General features: G+C 52.8%; 13 protein-coding genes and 1 riboswitch. All 13 genes read right to left on the bottom strand.

Annotation, left to right across the window (positions count from 1 at the left end; all coding sequences use genetic code 11):
* Positions 1-9: 9 nt before the first annotated feature.
* The 13 genes from R70331_RS04530 to R70331_RS04470 all read right to left on the bottom strand — a co-directional run bounded on the left by R70331_RS04530 (position 10) and on the right by R70331_RS04470 (position 18,825).
* On the bottom strand, positions 10-1,527 hold the full coding sequence (locus R70331_RS04530) for a glycosyl hydrolase (protein ID WP_042173237.1): 1,518 nt from the start codon (positions 1,525-1,527) through the stop codon (positions 10-12).
* Positions 1,528-1,744: 217 nt separating this feature from the next.
* Entirely contained in the window at positions 1,745-4,660 is a 2,916-nt protein-coding gene (locus R70331_RS31985; protein WP_442950565.1) for a PA14 domain-containing protein, read from the bottom strand.
* 100 nt (positions 4,661-4,760) lie between these two features.
* Positions 4,761-4,840, bottom strand: a riboswitch (cyclic di-GMP riboswitch).
* A gap of 138 nt (positions 4,841-4,978) precedes the next feature.
* The gene (locus R70331_RS04520; RefSeq protein WP_042173235.1) at positions 4,979-6,352 is read right to left on the bottom strand and encodes a sugar phosphate nucleotidyltransferase; all 1,374 of its coding nucleotides are present in this window, start codon (positions 6,350-6,352) and stop codon (positions 4,979-4,981) included.
* 620 nt (positions 6,353-6,972) lie between these two features.
* Positions 6,973-8,310 (bottom strand): UDP-glucose dehydrogenase family protein, encoded by a 1,338-nt coding sequence (locus R70331_RS04515; protein WP_042173233.1) that lies wholly within the window; start codon positions 8,308-8,310, stop codon positions 6,973-6,975.
* A 4-nt stretch (positions 8,311-8,314) separates the two neighbouring features.
* Positions 8,315-9,415 (bottom strand): glycosyltransferase, encoded by a 1,101-nt coding sequence (locus tag R70331_RS04510; protein ID WP_042173231.1) that lies wholly within the window; start codon positions 9,413-9,415, stop codon positions 8,315-8,317.
* A 45-nt stretch (positions 9,416-9,460) separates the two neighbouring features.
* Complete coding sequence (locus R70331_RS04505) at positions 9,461-10,600, bottom strand: glycosyltransferase family 4 protein (RefSeq protein ID WP_042173228.1); 1,140 nt, start codon at positions 10,598-10,600, stop codon at positions 9,461-9,463.
* Complete coding sequence (locus R70331_RS04500; RefSeq protein WP_042173226.1) at positions 10,594-11,787, bottom strand: glycosyltransferase family 4 protein; 1,194 nt, start codon at positions 11,785-11,787, stop codon at positions 10,594-10,596. The genes R70331_RS04505 and R70331_RS04500 overlap by 7 nt, the downstream gene beginning before the upstream one ends.
* Positions 11,774-12,628, bottom strand: coding sequence for a glycosyltransferase family 2 protein (locus R70331_RS04495; protein WP_042173224.1), 855 nt, complete (start codon positions 12,626-12,628; stop codon positions 11,774-11,776). The genes R70331_RS04500 and R70331_RS04495 overlap by 14 nt, the downstream gene beginning before the upstream one ends.
* A gap of 258 nt (positions 12,629-12,886) precedes the next feature.
* The gene (locus R70331_RS04490; protein ID WP_042173222.1) at positions 12,887-14,275 is read right to left on the bottom strand and encodes an oligosaccharide flippase family protein; all 1,389 of its coding nucleotides are present in this window, start codon (positions 14,273-14,275) and stop codon (positions 12,887-12,889) included.
* Entirely contained in the window at positions 14,238-15,734 is a 1,497-nt protein-coding gene (locus tag R70331_RS04485) for an O-antigen ligase family protein (protein ID WP_042173219.1), read from the bottom strand. The genes R70331_RS04490 and R70331_RS04485 overlap by 38 nt, the downstream gene beginning before the upstream one ends.
* Positions 15,735-15,763: 29 nt before the next feature.
* Positions 15,764-16,537, bottom strand: a complete 774-nt coding sequence (locus tag R70331_RS04480; RefSeq protein ID WP_042173216.1) for a WecB/TagA/CpsF family glycosyltransferase — start codon at positions 16,535-16,537, stop codon at positions 15,764-15,766.
* A gap of 29 nt (positions 16,538-16,566) precedes the next feature.
* Positions 16,567-17,880 (bottom strand): O-antigen ligase family protein, encoded by a 1,314-nt coding sequence (locus R70331_RS04475; RefSeq protein ID WP_042173214.1) that lies wholly within the window; start codon positions 17,878-17,880, stop codon positions 16,567-16,569.
* 9 nt (positions 17,881-17,889) lie between these two features.
* Complete coding sequence (locus R70331_RS04470) at positions 17,890-18,825, bottom strand: glycosyltransferase (protein ID WP_042173212.1); 936 nt, start codon at positions 18,823-18,825, stop codon at positions 17,890-17,892.
* Positions 18,826-18,848: the final 23 nt, after the last annotated feature.

The following is an 18,848-nucleotide window of genomic DNA, read 5'->3' as shown; positions in this document are numbered from 1 at the left end:
GGGGTTAGATTACTTCGGAGGAGTTAATGCGCTCTGGGGAATTACCCCCTGCTTCTGGCTGGCGCTCTTCCATTGCAAACCGATGCTTGCATTACCATGATCCTCATAATACTCAACCTTGATATCATAAGGGGTTCCGGCAGTCAGCAGAATACTTCCCTCCCGGCTGGTACCGCTCTGCTTCTTCCAGCTGTCGATAATCAGCCTTCCTCCGATCCAGACGCGCACTCCGTCATCCGAGGAGGAGATAAAGGTGTATTTTTCACTGTACAAAGGTTTGATGGTTCCGGTCCAGCGGACGGAGAAAAGCTCCTTATTGATTCCGACTGCCGGCGAATTCTGATGCCAGTTGAAATCGATCCTGCTGTCATTGCGGATGAGATCGGCACCACCGGATAAGTCGGTATTATTGAAATACTGCGCTCTTAATCCTTTGGGCTGCTTGGCTGCCAGTGTTGTCACCTTACTTGCCAGATCAACAATATAATCATCCCGGGAAACAATGTATTTATTGCTCATAAAGCTGGTGATTTTCTGATTATTATTGTTCTCCGTCAGCATTTTCCCCCATGTCATCGTATATACCCATTTACTTTGAGTTTGAGACAATGTTACAGGGTCTGGAAGCTCTCCGCTCTCCCCGATTCCAATCGGCTTCCCTTCCGCCAGCTTCAGCAGCTTATCATAGTAGGATTGTTTGAAATCGTCGTTATAAATATCTGCGGCCAGAACATCTACTTTATCTATGCCGGGAAAATAAGGCTCATAAGCGTCAGAAGAGTCATTTGGCGCGTTAGGATTCCATACCCACAGTAAATTGTTCAGCCCGTGAGTAACGGCCAGCCGTTGGTACATAATGTCCCAGAGCTCGGCGAAATTATCCTTTTCCCCCCACCAGAACCAGCCCCCGTTCATCTCATGGTAAGGCCGCCACAGCACCGGAACTCCGGCCTCCTGCAGCTGTTTCAGGTAGACAGCAATTTCGTCGATATCGGCAATCAGCTTCTTATATTGCTCCGTGCCTGGAGTTACATAGGGATTGAATTTCTCCTGGCTAAGGGTCATGTGTACATTTTTCCATTCATCGGTAGTTCCGGGCAGGTTCTGATGGAAGGTCATGGCTACAATGCCTCCGCCTTCATGCCATCGGATTGCACTGTCTGTAACCCACTGGCGCTGCTGGGCAATAAGGGATTTCGGCTGATTACCGATTGCTCCAAGCTCGTAGCCATGCAGCACAGCAGATTGTCCGCTGATCTTCTTCAGCTTCTCATTGAATTCATCCGGACTCTCCAGATAGTCATGCTGCCCGGAGATCATTCCGTTGCCGCTAAGACCCGTGAGATAGCTCAGCAGCTCCTCCGCTTCACGGGAGGCACCTGGATTAATCGGGGTGATTTCCGCTGCCGGGGCTACCGGGGTATGGACAACCGGAAGACTGCGCACCTCGGACCAGGGCAGCAAAGAAAGGATAAAGATAATAGGCAGAATAGTAGTATACAGCCGGTACTTGCGGTAAGTGTTCAATGTTATCTCCTTTCTAGGACCGCATAGCCGCACAGGTGCTCAAGATGTCTCCCTTGGACAGGAGTATTCTTAGGTAGCATCCCGGATGAGGACTATAGCTTAGTAGCCCTGCCGGTAAGCAGGGCCCTTAAGATGGACTTTGAGGATTTAGTATTGTAACGGCTTTACCAGCATCAGTGACGGCGGTGAATTCAGTTGAACACGCTCTGTTGCCTGATCAGGAAGCGGAAGGCAGGAACAAGGCACTGGCAGGAACAGCCGTTTTGATTTGGCTGGTACTTTCCCACATCAGCTTAGCCTTTGCATCCCCCTGGTTCTCGTAATATTCCACTTTAATATCATATAATTGCCCGGCTTGCAGGCTGATGCTTCCTACGCGTTCGGTTCCGCTCTGCTTCACCCAGCTGTCGATGATCAGATTGCCGTCGATCCAGACACGGATACCGTCATCTGATGTGGTGTAAATATTGTAGGTTTCACTGTACAGCGGCTTAATCTGACCGCTCCAGCGTACGGAGAAGAAATCAATGCCGATTGCTTCATCCGGTGTACCCTGACGCCAGTTGAAGTCCAGTACAGCATCAGTTCTCACCAGTGCAGGAGTACCGCTCAGCTGAACATTATTGAAATATTCTGCATGCAGCCCGTTAGCTGCAGGTGTTGGCGTTGGTGCCGGTGCTGCTGTTGGTGCCGGTGTCGGTGCTGCTGTAGGTGTCGGCGTTGGTGCTGGTGTCGGCGTTGGTGCTGGTATCGGCGTTGGTGCTGGTGTCGGTGCTGCTGTTGGTGTCGGCGTTGGTGCTGGTGTCGGTGCTGCTGTTGGTGTCGGCGTTGGTACCGGTGTCGGTGCTGCTGTTGGTGCCGGCGTTGGTGCTGGTGTCGGTGCCGCTGCCTGACTTTCTGACGCATTCTTTACAAACAAAGCGTTCGCAGGAACAACGACCTTCGGCTGGCTCGGGCTCTGCCACATCATGCGGACACTTGCATCTCCGGCATTCTCGTAATACTCTACTTTGATGTCATACAATTGCCCTGCCTGCAGCGTGATGCTTCCCGTACGCTCGGTACCGCTCTGCTTTACCCAGCTGTCAATGATTGATGTGCCGTTGACCCAGACACGGATACCGTCATCTGAATTTGTAAAAAACTGATAAGTTTCACTATAGGCAGGCTTAATCTGACCGCTCCAGCGGATCGAAAATCCGTCAACCGGCAGTACAGGATCTGGAGCCCCCTGCCGCCAGCTGAAGTTGAGCTGATCATCATTGCGTACAAGCACCGGAGTACCGCTCAGCGTCATATTCTTAAAATATTCGCCGCTAAGCCCGTTAACTACAGGCTCCTGCAGTACGGAATCCGGAGCCAGGTCCGGCTTGGCAGCCTGTACCGGTACAGCTGTCGGTGCTGTTGTTGGAACCGGAGTCGGTACTGGTGTCGGCACTGGCGTTGGCACTGGAGTCGGTACTGGTGTCGGCACTGGCGTTGGCACTGGTGTCGGTACTGGTGTCGGTACTGGCGTTGGCACTGGTGTCGGTGCCGGTGTTGCTGTCGGTACTGGCGTTGGTGCCGGTGTTGCTGCTGCTGTCTGACTTGCAGCTGTATTCTTTACAAATAATGCACTTTCAGGAACAACAACCTTCGGCTGGCTTGGGCTCTGCCACATCAGGCGGGCGCTGGCGTCACCGGCATTCTCATAATACTCGACTTTAATATCGTACAGTTGTCCTGCCTGCAGGGTGATGCTTCCGGTACGCTCGGTACCGCTCTGCTTCATCCAGCTGTCAATCACTGATGTACCGTTAATCCATACACGGATGCCATCATCGGAATTCGTAAAGATCTGATAGGTTTCACTGTAAGCAGGCTTGATCAGACCGCTCCAGCGGATCGAAAATCCGTCAACCGGGAGTACAGGATCAGGAGCCCCCTGCCGCCAGCTGAAGTTCAGCTGTGCATCATTGCGTACAAGCACCGGTGTCCCGGACAACGTCATATTTTTAAAATATTCGCCGGTAAGCCCGTTAACAGCCGGCTCCTGAAGAGCAGGAGCCGATACCGGTGTTGCTATTGGCTTTGCTATCGCAGTTGGCGTCGGTACTGGCGTTGGTGTTGCTGTTGGAGCAGGTGTCGGTGTCGCTGTTGGTTTAACTGTCGGCGTTGCGGTCGGTGCCGGTGCAACCCATGCCTTATACTCATCACGGCCCAGGGTATAGCTGTCATTCATGAAGTTTTTGATGGTATCTGTACTGTTATTTTCATACAGCATTTTTCCCCAGTTCATCATGAAGGCATATTTTTGCTGGGACAGCTTCAGCTTTGCTATGCTTGGCATCTCACCATTTTCACCGATACCGATCGGTTTACCTGCGGCAAGACTGAGCAGACTGTCATAGTATTTATTCAAAAAGTCGTTATTATATATATCTACTGCGAGCACATCCACTTTGTCCGCACCCGGATAGGTGAGCTCATACGGATCGGAGTTGGAGTTAGGAGCATTCGGATTCCATACCCACAGTAAATTGTTTAATTGATGAACGTTAACAAAACGGTCATACATGATATTCCACAGTGCGGCAAAATTGTTTTTCTTCCCCCACCAGAACCAGCCGCCGTTCATTTCATGATAAGGTCTCCAAAGAATCGGAACTCCTGCATCACGCAAGCTTTTGAGAGATACGGCTACTTTGTCAAGGTCTGTAATCAGGGCATTATATTCAGTTGTGCCGGGTGTAACATATTTATTGAATTCTGCCTGCGTGATGTTCTTCTGCACATTTCCCCACTCGTATTTGGTGCCCGGCAGGCTCTGGTGAAATGTCATGGCTACGATACCGCCGGCTTTATGCCAGTTAGTGGCACTCCAGACGATGTTCTTACGCTGAGCAGCTACTCCGCTCTCGCTCTGTCCGCCGATCGCTCCCAGCTCATAGCCGTGCAGCGCTGCGTACTGTCCGCTTGTTCCTTTCAGCTTGTTGCTCAGCTCATCCGGACTTTCAAAATAATCATGCTGTCCTGTAATAATTGCATTCCCGGAAACAGCATACAATTTGTCCAGCAGCTTAACCGCCTCTGCTGAAGCATTGGAATTCACTGGTGCTCCGGTCACGGAAGCTGCTTGCACATTTGACGGCACAACGCCTAATCCTATAGGTACAGCGGACAATAAAACGGCCACGGACAATACGGCAGACAACAGACGAGACTTACGGTAAGCTTTCAACATTTATCTTCCTTTCGGTAGCCAGGCTGCCACTTGGGAGAGGCCCTATAGCTTTGCGTCCCTATCTTTCGAGTAGGTTTGCCTTTGTCGTTTTGGAAGGTGTTATCCCTCTTACCGTAAGTATCGACTCTATGAAGTTGTAGGTTTATAGCAAAAATGAAGAACTTTTAATAAATAGTTCCTAGTACCCGTTTCACGCTTTTCACAATTGGTTAAATAGATTAATTAGACCTATGAAATAAACTGATGCAGCTCGATGTCCTCCCAGTCCAGCGTAATCCGGATGTTATCCTCTTCCACAAGCTCCGACCCGCTCTGCACCTCTATAAACTCCACATCTGTCAGTGCCAGGATGGCATGCTTAGTGCCTTCAGGGATACGGACAACATCACCGGCTTTTACCGTATGCATTTTTTCATTGATGACAATGCTGGCTTCCCCGCTGACAAAGGTCCATATTTCACTGCGCTTGTGGTGCAGCTGATAGCTGATATTTTTACCTTGCTCGATAAAAATCCGCTTTGTCAGCACTTCATTTCCCTCATCGTACTTCACATAGTCGATAACCTTGTAATGGCCCCAGCGGCGTTCCTCGTACATCGGCCTTTGTTCGTGAGACTTCAGTACTTCCTTAATACGCGGGCTTTCCGCTTTATGAGTGACGAGAATTCCGTCCGGGCTGGCAGCGATGATCAGGTCCTTGGCCCCGATGACTGTAATCGGAATGTCCAGCTCATTGATCAGGCAGGTCCGCTCCGAATCAGAGGTTACTACCCCTTTGCCGACCAGATTACTGCTCATTTCCTCAGTCAGCGTATTCCAGGTGCCGAGATCCTTCCAGAAGCCGGCATACGGCTGTACAACAATTTTCTCCTCTTTTTCAACCACTTCATAATCAAAGCTGATGGATGCCAGCAGCTTATACTGCTTCTGCAGCTCCTCGTAATTAAGCGGCAGGCCTTTGCTCTGCAGAATATCCAGCAAATAACCGAGGCGGAAAGCGAATACGCCGCAGTTCCAAAGGGCGCCCTTGCTGATCAGCTCTTCTGCCTGTACACGGTCAGGCTTCTCCTGGAAATGGCTCACCTGCAGATAGCCGCCTTCCCCGGCCGCTGCACTGGTCGGAATAATGTATCCGTATTTCTCTGACGCATGCTCAGGCACTACGCCCATCAGCGCCAGGTTTGCGCCGCTCTCCTCCATCGTCTGCTCCAGCCGGATTACGGTATCGAAGAAGGAAGCTTCCACATAAGGATCGACGGGAAGGATCGCTACCGTCTCTGCCGGGGAAACACCGGCGATGGAATACAGATAAGCCGCTGTCAGGGCAATGGCCGGGAAGGTGTCGCGGCGCTCCGGCTCCACAATAATCGGCACATGGCTGCCGAGCTGGCTCTGAATCGATTCCACCTGACTGCGGCCTGTGGCCAGATAGGACGAGCCCGTCATCCCTGCTTCCTCCAGCTGTCTCCAGACCCGCTGTACCATGGATTCCGGTTCGCCCGCCGGGCTTTCCAGTACCTTCAGAAATTGCTTGGAACGTGAGTCATTGGACAATGGCCAGAGCCGTTTACCTGAACCGCCTGATAGAAGTACTAGTTTCATGGGGAACCCCTCCTTGGTATGTGGTGACGCTAAAATTTCGGATTGTTATTGGGAGCTGCACGCTGATGAATGCTAGGATGCTCCTATGGAATTCTTTATTGCTGCGCAAGATTCTAAGTGATTGCACTTTTATGAGAGTCACTGCAAGGAATATTTGGGCTTCCGGCCGCTGTTGTCTTCGGATTTCCTGATTTAATCCGCTGACCGCGGTAGAAATCCGAAGACAGCATCTGCTTCCGAAGCGAGCTTTCCTGCGGAAAGCTTTCAGGCGGACGCTACCGCTCCTCCAGCTCCAAAATTCCTCTCCGTTCCATTTCATAAAAGTTTAGTTATAAGAACCTTTGCTCGCCCGCCAAGCATTCCGAAAGCATCTTATGCTCGCTGTTCACGCAGGGAAGGCTCCCTGCTAAAGATCCGGAATTGCCGCTTGGTTGAGCGGCAGCTAAAGACTAAGAGCTAAAGATTAAGAGCTAAAGACTAAGAGCTAAAGACTAAGAGCTAAAGACTAAGAGCTAAAGATTAAGGGCTATAGTTATGTCAGAGTTTTGCACTATGCAAGAAAAAGATAAGAACGTACAAGCGCACAAACTTTAAAGTTAAAAAACTTACAAGCTACAAGCTTATACCGCGCCGGCAACAGGAGAGTATCCGCTAAGCCCGCCCATCTGCGGGCGGCCGACAGAATGATACTCAAGGCCCGTGCCTTCAATCTGCTCCTTGGAGTACAAGTTGCGGCCGTCGATCAGGATCTGGCGGCGCATGGTGCCGGCCAGGTGATGCAGATCAATATCTTTGAACTGCGCCCAGTCGGTCAGCAGGCAGATAGCATCGCTGCCTTCGGCAGCCTCCTCCGGTACGCCGCACCAGCGCAGCTGCGGATGATCATATTGTTCGCGGAAATTGGCGGCGGCGATCGGGTCGTACAGCTTCACTGTGGCGCCCTCTGCTACCAGTGCTTCCACTATCTCGCGGGCCGGAGCCTCACGGACATCATCGGTGTTAGGCTTGAAGGCCAGGCCCCAGATACCGATAACTGCGCCGCGCAGGCTGCCGAGTGATTCATGCAGCTTGGAGATAATCATGAACCGCTGGTCCTTGTTCACCTCGACCACGGATTTCAGCAGCTTGAACTCGTAGTCCACGTTGCCGGCAATCTGGATCAGCGCATTTGTATCTTTCGGGAAACAGGAGCCTCCGTAACCGATGCCGGCCTGCAGGAACGAGGAGCCGATTCGCCGGTCCATCCCCATGCCTTCCGCCACCATGGTCACGTCAGCTCCCACTTTTTCGCAAATGTTGGCAATCTCGTTGATGAAGGAGATTTTTGTCGCCAGGAATGCATTCGAAGCATATTTAATCATTTCCGCACTGCGGATATCCGTTACGAAGATATTTTCTGTAAAGCCCTGATGAAGCTGGCGCATGACCGGCTCAATGGTCGGATTGTCGAGCCCGATAACGATGCGGTCCGGGTGCAGGGTATCACGGATCGCTGAGCCCTCACGCAGGAATTCAGGTGCGGAAACAATATCGAAGGGGTGGTTGGTGCGGGAAGCAATCAGCTTGCGGATTCTTTCGTTCGTTCCGACCGGAACCGTCGACTTGGTCATGATGATTTTATAGCCTTCCATCGCCTCGGCAATTTCGGCTGCCGCACCTTCTATATACTGCAGATCCGCTTCGCCGCCCGGCAATGACGGTGTGCCAACCGCCAGGATGACGATATCGGAGCGGCGCACCGAATCCTGAAGATCTGACGAAAAGGACAATCTGCCTTCACGCAGATTCATTTCAATCAGCGCCTCGATGCCCGGCTCATAGATCGGGGATTCCATCCGGTTAAGCTTATTGATTTTCTCCTCATCCTTATCGACACAGATCACATGATTACCATTCAGTGTAAAGCAAACGCCTGATACAAGACCGACATAGCCGGTACCGATAACTGCCAGCTTCATATAATCATCCTCCTTTTAGGAAATTAACGTAGGCTTGCTCTACATACTGCTTGAACTGCACCATAAACGCCTGTTCATCGAACTTGCGGGCATGACCCATAATCCGGCCGATATCCCATGCGTAGGACTCCACTTCATTTATGGCCTTCAGTAAATCGTCAACCTCCTGGTGCTGGAAAAACACGCCGTTCACATAAGGGACGATCGTATCCAGTGCACCGCCGGCCTGATAAGCAATAACCGGTCTTCCTGCAGCATTTGCCTCAAGCGGCGTAATGCCGAAATCCTCTTCACCCGGGAATATAAACGCCCGGCACTGTGACATCAGCCCTGTTACCTCCGCATCCTCAAGCCTGCCCAGGAAGGATACATTGCCTTTGGCCATGCCCTCCAGACGCTTGCGGTCCGGCCCGTCTCCGACGATGAACAGCTTCAGCCCGTTCCGGTTAAACGCCTCCACCGCGAGATCGATCCGCTTGTAGGATACAAGCCGTGATACGATCAGATAATAATCGCCGATGGAATTCGAGCTGGTAAAGCGTGAAGTATTGATCGGCGGGAAGATAATATCCGCATCCCGGTGATAGTAGTTCTGAATCCGGGTCTTCACAACGGAAGAGTTGGCCACGAACTGATTGACGTTTTTACTTGTCCGCTGATCCCAGGTCTTAAGCCGCTGCATATAGACCTTCAGCAGTCTTTTGAACAGTCCGGAATTCGTTTGCCGCTCCATGTACGTGTCATAATCCCAGGCAAAACGCATCGGCGTATGGCAGTAACAGAGATGGAACGTCGATTCGGGCACCTGAATGCTTTTCATAAAAGCACTGCTGGAGCTCAGGACGATATCGTACCCGCGAAAGTCCAGATCACGGATGGCCATAGGATATAGCGGCAGCACCCCTTTGAAATTGGTCTTCACTCCCGGAATTTTCTGCAGCCAGGAGGCCCTGATGTCCGCGTCTTTGAGGTTGTCGGTCAATCGGCTTCCGTTGAACACGGTTGTGAAGATCGGAGCTTCCGGATACATGTGGTGGAATACCTCCACTACTCTTTCCGCTCCGCCCATTTGGATTAAGTAATCGTGCGCTATCGCAATTTTCATGTGAATCATCCTCAAAGTTTTATGGAGCAGCATCATCAAGCAAGATCAGGTTGCCGCCAGCAGGCCTTTGTAGTAATCAACAATGTCTTTGACGGTATTCTCGATGACAAAATGCTCTTTCACCCGCTTGGTTCCGTTCTCGGCCATCCGACTCCGCTCTTCAGGATGGTTCAGCATCCAGAGAACGGATTCTGCAAGTATTCCGGCATCCCCTGGCTGAATCAGCAGCCCCGTCACTCCGGGAACTACGATCTCCACCGGCCCGCCTTCATTCGAAGCGACCACCGGCAGTCCCGCTGCCATGCCTTCTACGATAACCTGGCCGAACGGCTCAGGCGTAACCGACGTATGAATCAGCAGATCGGCTTTTTGCATTAATCCCTGTATGTCATCCACATGCCCCAGCAGACTGACATTCGTCAGATCATCCTGCTGGATCGTACGGATTAATTCCTGTTTGTATTCCTCTTCTCCGAACAACGCATCCCCGGCCAGCCAGAACTTCACCCTGCTGTCCTGCTTGAAGGCTTTGGCTGCCTCCAGCACGACATGTTGGCCTTTCCAGTGTGCCAGCCGTCCGACCAGCAGCACGTTGAAATCCTTCTGGTCCTTTCTGCGGGTTCCTTCACTGATCGCCTTGGCAAAGGCGGAGTAGACAACAAGTGTCTTCTTCGTCCGCGGCAGCTCCAGCGCGTTCAGCGTAGAGTGGGAGTTGGCAATGACCCCATTCGGCAGCAGCCGTGACAGCAGGCGGATCGCCTTGGCGACCACCGGCTTCAGATACGGGGCTCCAATATGGTCCCGGATATGCCAGATCAGCGGCACACCCGCTTTTTTGGCGGCAACCGCGCCGTAAAATGCGGATTTCAGTGAATTGGTGTGTACGCAATCCACCTTCTCCTGCTTCAGCAGGGGGGCAAGCTTGCTCCCGTAGGCCAGCAGCTTGAAGGCCGCTGCCGGAGCACCAAGGTTGACGGCATTTCTGCCGCGGCTGCGGATGCTCTCATCAAGCGGGATAATGCGTACATCGATGCCTTTTTCACGCAGCCTGTCGGCCAGCGTACCCTCTTCAGCCAGAATCACGAGCGGCTCCACGTTCTTTCCGATATTGGTGAGAATGTTGAACAGGGCAACTTCTCCTCCGCTCCATTTGGCGGTGTGATCAATATAGGCGACTTTTAGCATCCTGCGGCCACACCCTTTCCCAATGTCTGCAGAAATACGGATTCGACCTGATCACCGACATGCTGCCAGGTGTACTTCTCCAGGACATGAGTCCGGCATTCCTCGCGGCTCGGCAGCAGCTTGCGGTTACTGAGCATATGGATCATGCCCTCTGCCATATCCTCACTGGCGGCGCTCCTGAACAGCAGCTCCGGACGGAAGCCCTGGAGTATTTCCTTGTTGCCGCCAACCGGGGTAGCCATGACCGGAAGTCCGGAGGCCAATGCTTCGACGGTAATCAATCCGAAGCCCTCCAGCGCCTGCGAGGGAACTACGAACATATCGGCTGCCTGGTAGTACGAGGCCAGTTCATGATCCGGAATATATCCGAGCAGCCGGACCTTGTTGCCAAGGCCGTAATCGGCGATTTTTTCTTCCAGCTCACCGCGCAGCGGTCCTTTGCCGCCAATTAGCAGAATCGCATTCGGGAAGCGCTCCGATACCTGCTTCCAGGCCTCCAGCAGCTGCAGCAGCCCCATGCGGTTCATCAGCCGCCGCACGGTCAGTACGGTGGTTGCCCCCTCCGGCAGATTCAGCGTCCGCCGCACCGCCAGCCGGTTGTTGGCCGGAACAAAACGTTCCACATTGGCCGCACCCGGAATGACGACAATCTTGTGCAGCGGCACTCCGTGCAGCTGATGCAGCATATCGCGGAAGTATTCGCTCAGCACTATAAATTTATCTGCCAGCTTGTAAGCCTTACGTTCGATTGATTTGGCGATAGTTGTCTTGACCCGGTGCTTGATGCCCTGGCCTTCTATCTTCATCTCTTCATTCCACGGGCCGTGGAAGGTCATGATAACCGGTATGCCCCGCTTCTTCGCCTCCATTGCCGGCCCGACGCCGTATGGGGCAAAGTGAGAATACAGAATGTCGATGCGTCCGCTGCCGCTGCCCATCAGATCGGCTGCTTTGCGCTGGAAGGCATCCTTGCGCTTCCAGATCGTCTCCTTGGGATCACCCGCATTATGGATAATCAGTTCCTTGGGAGTAGGCGGTGTCTCCTGGCTGCAGATCAGCGCATGCACCTGGTTGCGTGTGGAGAGCTGCTCGCAGACTGATTTGAAATACGTGTTCAGCCCGCCGGGCTGCAGCGACGGCCAGCTGAGGCCGGTCGTCATAATGTTAAGTCCGTCACTGTACGGCATAGCTTCTCTCCCCCTTCTTCCCTTTCTCCGCCTGACCCTGCGCATTATGCCGGGCCAGCCTGCCGGAGCTGGTTAATTCGTAATGCTTGAAGCCGACCATGAATTCATACATCACCCAGAATACAGATACCGCAAATCCGGAAATGCCTTTCTTGAACAGGCCATGCAGGAAATATTTCTGCAGGAAGCGCGCCGGCGGCCGCAGCAGCAGATTTCTCAGCTTGAACGGCTTACCGCTGGCAAATGCACTTTGCGCTTCCAGATCAGTGTATTTGTTAAAGCGGGCTACATGGTCATTGATGCTGCGGAAGCCCTGGTGCCAGAGGACACCGTTCAAACGGACTGTCCGCTCCTCCTCAACCTCCGGCATTTCATGCACCAGAGAGTTGCGGATTCCGTACTCCTTACGGTTGTACAGGCGGACCAGATATTCGCCTTTGTCCAGCCATTTGCCCAGGAAATCACCGATCCGGTAAAGCGAGAAGGCTACTCCCCGGTCTGTCAGGCCAGGCTTGCGCTGCAGGATGTCCTGTGCCAGCTCGTCGCTGACCACTTCGTCGGTATCAATCAGGAAGACCCAATCATGGACGGCGCGTTCCACTCCGAATTCCCTTTGTTTGGCATATCCGGGCCATGGGTTGACGTATACCCGGCAGCCGAGGCTTTCAGCCAGCTGCACCGTCCCGTCTTTACTTCCTCCGTCGATTACAACCACCTCATCGGCGAATGTCCGGCAGGACTGAATTGCTTTGGATATGCGAACTTCGTCATCCTGAGCAATGATGACAACCGAAATCGGATAACTGCCCGGGCTGCCAAGCACGCTTGTCACTGAATCCATGAAGGTCTCCTCCTTTGCTTGGGTGGTCCGGTGTGTGGCGTCGCTGCGGGAAATGTTTGGGCTTCCGATCGCTGTTGTTTTCTAATTTCTTTATCAGGCTGCAGTTAGCAGTTGAAACTAGAAAACAAAGGCGAACACTTCGTTTCTACAGCTCCAAACTTTCCCTCCGCTCCGACATACACCGTCCCTTGGTTATTTAGCCGCTAAGTGCTCGCATCGTATCCTCTGCTCGCTGCAAAACACAAAATTACTTAACTGCTAACTACTGGTATCCGCTGGTTTCTTGCGGATGTAAGAATTCATCGTTGTCTTCATCCATTGGATGTCCTCCCTGCTGATCAGCAGGCGGGGAAGCTTAACCTTCAGGTTATATCTGATATTAAGGATAATGAACAGGAAGCGGAGCGCAGCCGATGACAGCATTGCTACCCCTGCCCCGAACAATCCGAATTTTGGAACCAGCAGGAAGAGCAGCGGGATGACAAGAATCAGGCCCACCCCCTGCAGGATGGATACAAATTTCGGTTTACCTAGCGCCATAAAGGCCTGAGCCAGAATTAGGGTGCCTCCGCTGATCGTTACTTCCAGCAGCAGCAGGCGGAATACCGTCAGCGCTGTATTGAAATCCTTGCCATACAAGAGCGGGATCACCAGCGGGGCTACCAGCATCAGGAACAGCGCGCCGAGCAGGGTGCAGGTGGTGCTGATCCGGAAAGCCTTGAAGGTCAGCGAGATCGCTTCATCTTTCGAAAGCTCGGAGGCTTTCGGGAACAGCACCACAGTAATCGAATTCGAGAAAAAGTTGACCATCCGCGACAGGCTCACTGCCACTGCGTACAGCCCCAGATCAGCCGGCCGCAGAAGGCCGGCGATTATGATCTGGTCGATATAGGTGGAGAACTGGCCTAGCAGATCATTACCGTAAGAGCCCAGCCCGTAAGTGAACAGCCTTTTGAAATTACGGTAAGTGTCCCTCATCTTAACTCTGTAAGTACGCAGCAGCAGGGTGGTCATCCAAATGAACAGCGGCACCGACGGAATCAGGTAGGCCAGTGCGGTAGTATACGGGTTCATGCTGCCGGTAAGGATCAGAATACCGATTACAGCCAGCGTCAGAAGCGGAACCAGATACCTCTGCCAGTTGAAGGTTTTGTAATCTCCCCTGAACTGAAAGGCCGCGTTATTGATCTGGGAGACCACAATCAGCGGACACAGAATCATTGAACACTGGGCGAACAGCACAACCTCGGAACTGAAGGAATTGAGCCAATACGGAAGAACGAAAATGCCTACTACCATTGCCACTATCCCGAAGCTGAGGCCGATCAGCAGCGCCACACGGTACAGTACTCCGGCTTCATCCGGGTTCTTCTTGGCATTGTAGATCAGTGCCGACGGAATCCCGAAGCTCATACTGAACGCCAGAAACTGTGACCAGTTCACCATCGCCGTCTGTTCACCCCGGCCCGTCGGCCCGAGGTAGCGGGCGGTCAGCACGCCTGTCAGCATATTGACCAAGAGAATCAGGATGCTGACCATCATCGTTTTCACTGCCGCCGAGCTGTTGTTCTTGCTCTGGGTAAACCGTTTGAGCGAGGACCATACCGCGCTAGTGGGAAGTGACTTGGCGTTCGACTGCTGCTGCATGCGGTGTTCCCTTCTTTCTGCTATCAATAATCTCTTTGGCTCCAAGACCAAGGCCGATCAGCATCCAGATCAGATACCCCTTGAGTCCGGGGAAGCCGTTATCGGACAAAAGGCTGACTACCGCTCCTGTCCAGGCCGCCAGTGAAAGCCTGGCATATGGCTGGAGACTGTCCTTGCTTGTGACCCTGAGAGCAATCTCCTTGATGACTGCACCCAGTGCACCGAAGAAGAACAAGGCTCCGAGAACTCCGAAGGTGAGCAGCAATGCGATAAATCCGTTATCCATGTTGCCGTACTCACCAAGCTCTCCTCCATTACCCAGCTTTGTACTCTGTCCTACACTTCCTATGCCCTGGCCGACCGGATTGGATGCCACGAGCGGGACCATGTTCTGCCACAGCTCGAGACGCTCATTATAGGAGTGATCCTCCTGTACTGAGGTTAATGTCTCCATTCGTGCGACCAGCCCTTCTGCACCTGGAAGCTTGGGAACGATCCAGAATAGTGCGGCGGAAACGAAAACCAGCTGAAGCAGCGTTTTCCACTTGCCTTTAGAAGGCGAGGATGCGATGTAGACTAACAGCATCACCAGCAGTACCAGCCAGGCCGAGCGGACCAGTGTGGTCAGCAGGCAGATTACTACGAGCAGGACGCCGATCCAGCGCAGTGTACCCTGCCATCTGCGTTCAAGGACCATCGGCACCAGAGCGAATACCAGGAAGGTGGCAGCCGGCCCGGGTGAATTCAGTGTGGAGAACACCCGGACTTCCAGCGGATACGGCGTTCCGATGGAGATCATATCGGCATTGCGCATCCAGAAGGCATCCCACGGCGGAACGGTCAGATACTGGATGATGCCATAGGCGGCTACCAGCACTGCAATGTTGGCAAAAGCATACAGCAGCCGGTCAATGTCCTTCGGCGTAAACCTTGTTACCGCAAAATAAGGAATCAGCAGCAGCGGCACAATGTAATTAGCCAGATCATACACCGAGCCCACGCCGTTCTTAGCAAGGCCTATAATGGCACCGTATGCCAATGCCACGGAGAACAGCAGGAGAATCCGGGTTGATGATTTGCGGATCCGGTGAATCTCTCGCAGCACCGGAATGGCAAGGGTAGCCCCCGTCAGCAGCGGTGCCAGGCTGAGCAGCGATACCGGGTGGTACACGCCTTCCGACCAATCCGCAATACGCCTTAGCTCCGGAGCCACTGCCCAGATAAGCAGCGTGTAGGCGATCAGCTGTTTAGGCTTGAGCAGTGCCAGCAGGAAGGCCGGAAAGAGAAGTCCCGCCAGAATCGCCCCCTGCAGACTGTCGGAAGCGCTTAGCTGGGCACTGGCGAATCCGATAACCAGCGGGAGGCCAAGACATATGGCGCAGATCAGCGCCATGGCCGCGCCGGACTTTAACGCGCCCAGAGAGGGCAGCGATAGCCCGCTTTCTTTCTCCTCCGTCATCTTCATTCCCCCTCCTGCCGGCAGCTTCCTTATTCAAGACTTCTTCCCTTTACCCGGTCCTTTTTGCGCAGCTCCTTGAGCAGCAGAACCAGGAATTGGGCATCGTCTACAAGATATCTTTTCCAGAGCCTTCCGGGCTCCTGGCTTAACCGCCAGAACCATTCCAGCCCTGTCTTTTGCATAAAGTCCGGCGCCCGCTTCACGGAACCGGAGAGAAAATCAAAGGTTGCGCCGACGCCGATCGAAATCGGTGCCTGGTACGAGGTGTAATGGCGGTAGATCCATTTTTCCTGCTTTGGCGCCCCTACACCGACGAATACAATATCAGGCCGGCTGTCCGTCAGCATCTTGATGATGTGCCGGTTCTCCTCCTCGTTATGCTCGAAGCCGTAGGAGGGAGAGTAGCAGCCGACAACATTAATACCGGGATAAGCCGCTTTTAAATTCATCGTCGCCTTCTCAGGTACACCTTCCGCTGAGCCGAGGAAGAACAGCCGGTACTTCCTTTGCTCAAAGGCGTTGCCCAGACGGCTGAAGAGATCCGAACCGGATACCTTCTGCTTAAGCGGCTTGCCTAGCATCTTGGAAGCCCAGATCAGCGGCATACCGTCTGCGACTACCGCGCCTGCTTCCGAATAAACATCCTGGAATTCTTTGTCCTTGCGCAGCTTGATTACATGGTCCACATTGCAGGTCAGAATGTAAGACTGGTTCCGCTCCTGAATGGTTTTGTCGATGTAATCCAGCAGGTCCATGAAATCATAGTTATCAAAGTTAACATCGAACATATTCACTTGGTTCATCGTATCACTTCTTTTTGTGGGGAATCGGCCTACTGTGAAGATCGATACAGGCAGTTCAAATACCAGCAGAACGGAATAATGAGCTGGACCGTCGACAGCGTGTTGTCTGAAAAGGAATAAATGAGAAACGCTGCAATTAAGAGTGCATAATAGGGTCTGACCGGCGGAGCCAAAGCTCTGTAAACTACAAGAAACACAGCCAATAAGGAAAGCAGCAGCAGGATAGCGCCAATGTACCCTCCATCGTAGTAAAACCGGATGTACTCATTATGCGGAACCACAAATCCGTAATAGAGTGTGCCGTCATTGGCTACGGTGGCTGATCCAAGTCCCCGGCCCGCCCAGGGCGAACCGGCTGCCTTGTTCAGGAAAAACTCCCACGCCTCCGTCCGGCCCGACAGGTCAATCCCCGTCTCCGTTGTCCGTTCAAACGAGCGTTTTCTGAGATTATCCAGCTGCAGATATACAGCTCCGGAGAGTACGATCCCCCCGCCCAGCAGCAGGATTAAATACTTTGACTTACCCTTTAAGTACTGACGCGAGATGTCGTAGAAATAATAGAGCACCATGGGTACCAGGGCCAGCATCGGCCCCCTCGTCCCTGTTCCGACCAGAATCAGGAAGTTCAGGGCCAGCATCGCGTAGAATAAGCGGATATGCTGCGGACTGCGCTTAATCTCAATGAAGCAGACTGCCACACCTATGAAGGCAAGCATCGCCAGATGCGGTGCAATGTTCGCTCCCTGCAGCCGTACAGCACCCGTAAATTCTATAGCGAGAAGAGAATGCATCCCTGCCGCCTGCAGCAGTATCCCTAGCCCTACACTGATCACAGGAAGCATCGCGATGATGCGGATCTGCTTGTCGGCAACCTCCTTTTTCCAGTTGATCAGCAGAAACACGAAGGGGAGCGACAATCCGATAAAAGCTTTTACAGCAATGGATGAGCTCATCTCCGGCAGCCAGGCTGAGAAGCCGAAGGTGATAATCAGCAGTGTGAACATGGCCCACAGGGGAGGACTAAGCTTGAATCTCAGCCCGTTGACCAGAATGCAGGGTACCAGCAGCATCAGGATCATCAGCTTGTAGAGCGAGAGAATTTCAATGCCGAACATGCTGCCGCTATACAAAAAGTTGATCGAGACCGCCGTTGTCAGGAGTACGAAATAACTGATTACGTCGGGACGTGAGATGGAGACAGTCAGTAAAATAATCAAGAGTACGGCCGCTACCGCAAATACCGGCTGGTAAATGACCGCGGTCCCCAAAAGAAGAGCGGACACGAGGTAGAGCATTCCGTATGGCAAAGCGTGTAATTTAGTGCCCCACTCAAAATTAGTCATTGTCTTCCCTCACCCCGCTGCAGATTCCCTCTTCCGGTTCCAAAACATGTGAAGCGTCCCGCGAATGCTTTCCAGGCGGCACCTGTTCAGCAGCTTTCTGCCCCGGCTTCTGGAGAAGACCGAGTCGGCCATCACATACACGATTTTGGCAGCCGTCTTACCCAGCAGCAGCAGATTCCCCTTTAGCCCCTCGCTTTTCATGGCGTTGGAGATGCCCTGGCTGTAATACCTTTTCATAATCCAGTCTTCGGTCAGGCGCCCTGCAGCCACGAAATGGTCAACGGACATCTGCGGATGATACAGGATGGTGTGTCCCTGTCTTTCCAGCTGTCCGAAGAGCCAGGTTTCTTCGCCCGAGATGAGCGAATCGCCCTTTCTTCCGAGATCCAGCGGGAACAGGCTGATATTAAATGCCGGCTTGCGCATCGCCATGTTAGCTCCGCACGGATGCAGCCGTTTCGGATATTCCCTGACCTTGTTGCCCAAATCAACAATGGTGTAAGGCAGCTCAAACGGCTTGATCAGCCAGTCCGGGCGCTTGCTCTCGAAGATCGGGGCAACCTTTCCGCCCATGGCCATCACTTCCGGCCTTTCCTCAAAGGTGCTGATTATTGTTGTAATCCAATTCCGGCAAGGTATCGCATCATCATCCAGAAAAGCAATGATCTGCGATTTGGAAGCCAGAATTCCTGTATTCCGGGCCGCCGATAATCCCTGTACCGGCTCCAGAAGGTAACGGATATCCATTTCTGCACCATGCGCTTCAATGAAGCCCTTAATCTCCGCCGCCGTATTATCAGGGGAATTGTTATCCACCACGATAATCTCAGCCCGATGCAGATTCTCAAGTCCAGTCAGCGAATGAAGGGTTTTAACCAGCAGCGCTGACCTGTTGTAGGTGCAGATAATAATGGAAACCTGTGGGATTTCTCCGTACTCAGTCATCGGCAATCACCCAATTCCCATAT

Source organism: Paenibacillus sp. FSL R7-0331, from assembly GCF_000758645.1.
Lineage (GTDB): Bacteria > Bacillota > Bacilli > Paenibacillales > Paenibacillaceae > Paenibacillus_AQ > Paenibacillus_AQ camerounensis.
This window is presented reverse-complemented; position numbering and strand designations above follow the sequence as displayed.

Coding starts and splice junctions, on each gene's coding strand:
- R70331_RS04520 (WP_042173235.1), bottom strand. CDS start 6,352: ATGAAACTAGTACTTCTATCAGGCGGTTCAGGTAAACGGCTCTGGCCA.
- R70331_RS04515 (WP_042173233.1), bottom strand. CDS start 8,310: ATGAAGCTGGCAGTTATCGGTACCGGCTATGTCGGTCTTGTATCAGGC.
- R70331_RS04510 (WP_042173231.1), bottom strand. CDS start 9,415: ATGAAAATTGCGATAGCGCACGATTACTTAATCCAAATGGGCGGAGCG.
- R70331_RS04505 (WP_042173228.1), bottom strand. CDS start 10,600: ATGCTAAAAGTCGCCTATATTGATCACACCGCCAAATGGAGCGGAGGA.
- R70331_RS04500 (WP_042173226.1), bottom strand. CDS start 11,787: ATGCCGTACAGTGACGGACTTAACATTATGACGACCGGCCTCAGCTGG.
- R70331_RS04495 (WP_042173224.1), bottom strand. CDS start 12,628: ATGGATTCAGTGACAAGCGTGCTTGGCAGCCCGGGCAGTTATCCGATT.
- R70331_RS04490 (WP_042173222.1), bottom strand. CDS start 14,275: ATGCAGCAGCAGTCGAACGCCAAGTCACTTCCCACTAGCGCGGTATGG.
- R70331_RS04485 (WP_042173219.1), bottom strand. CDS start 15,734: ATGACGGAGGAGAAAGAAAGCGGGCTATCGCTGCCCTCTCTGGGCGCG.
- R70331_RS04480 (WP_042173216.1), bottom strand. CDS start 16,537: ATGAACCAAGTGAATATGTTCGATGTTAACTTTGATAACTATGATTTC.
- R70331_RS04475 (WP_042173214.1), bottom strand. CDS start 17,880: ATGACTAATTTTGAGTGGGGCACTAAATTACACGCTTTGCCATACGGA.
- R70331_RS04470 (WP_042173212.1), bottom strand. CDS start 18,825: ATGACTGAGTACGGAGAAATCCCACAGGTTTCCATTATTATCTGCACC.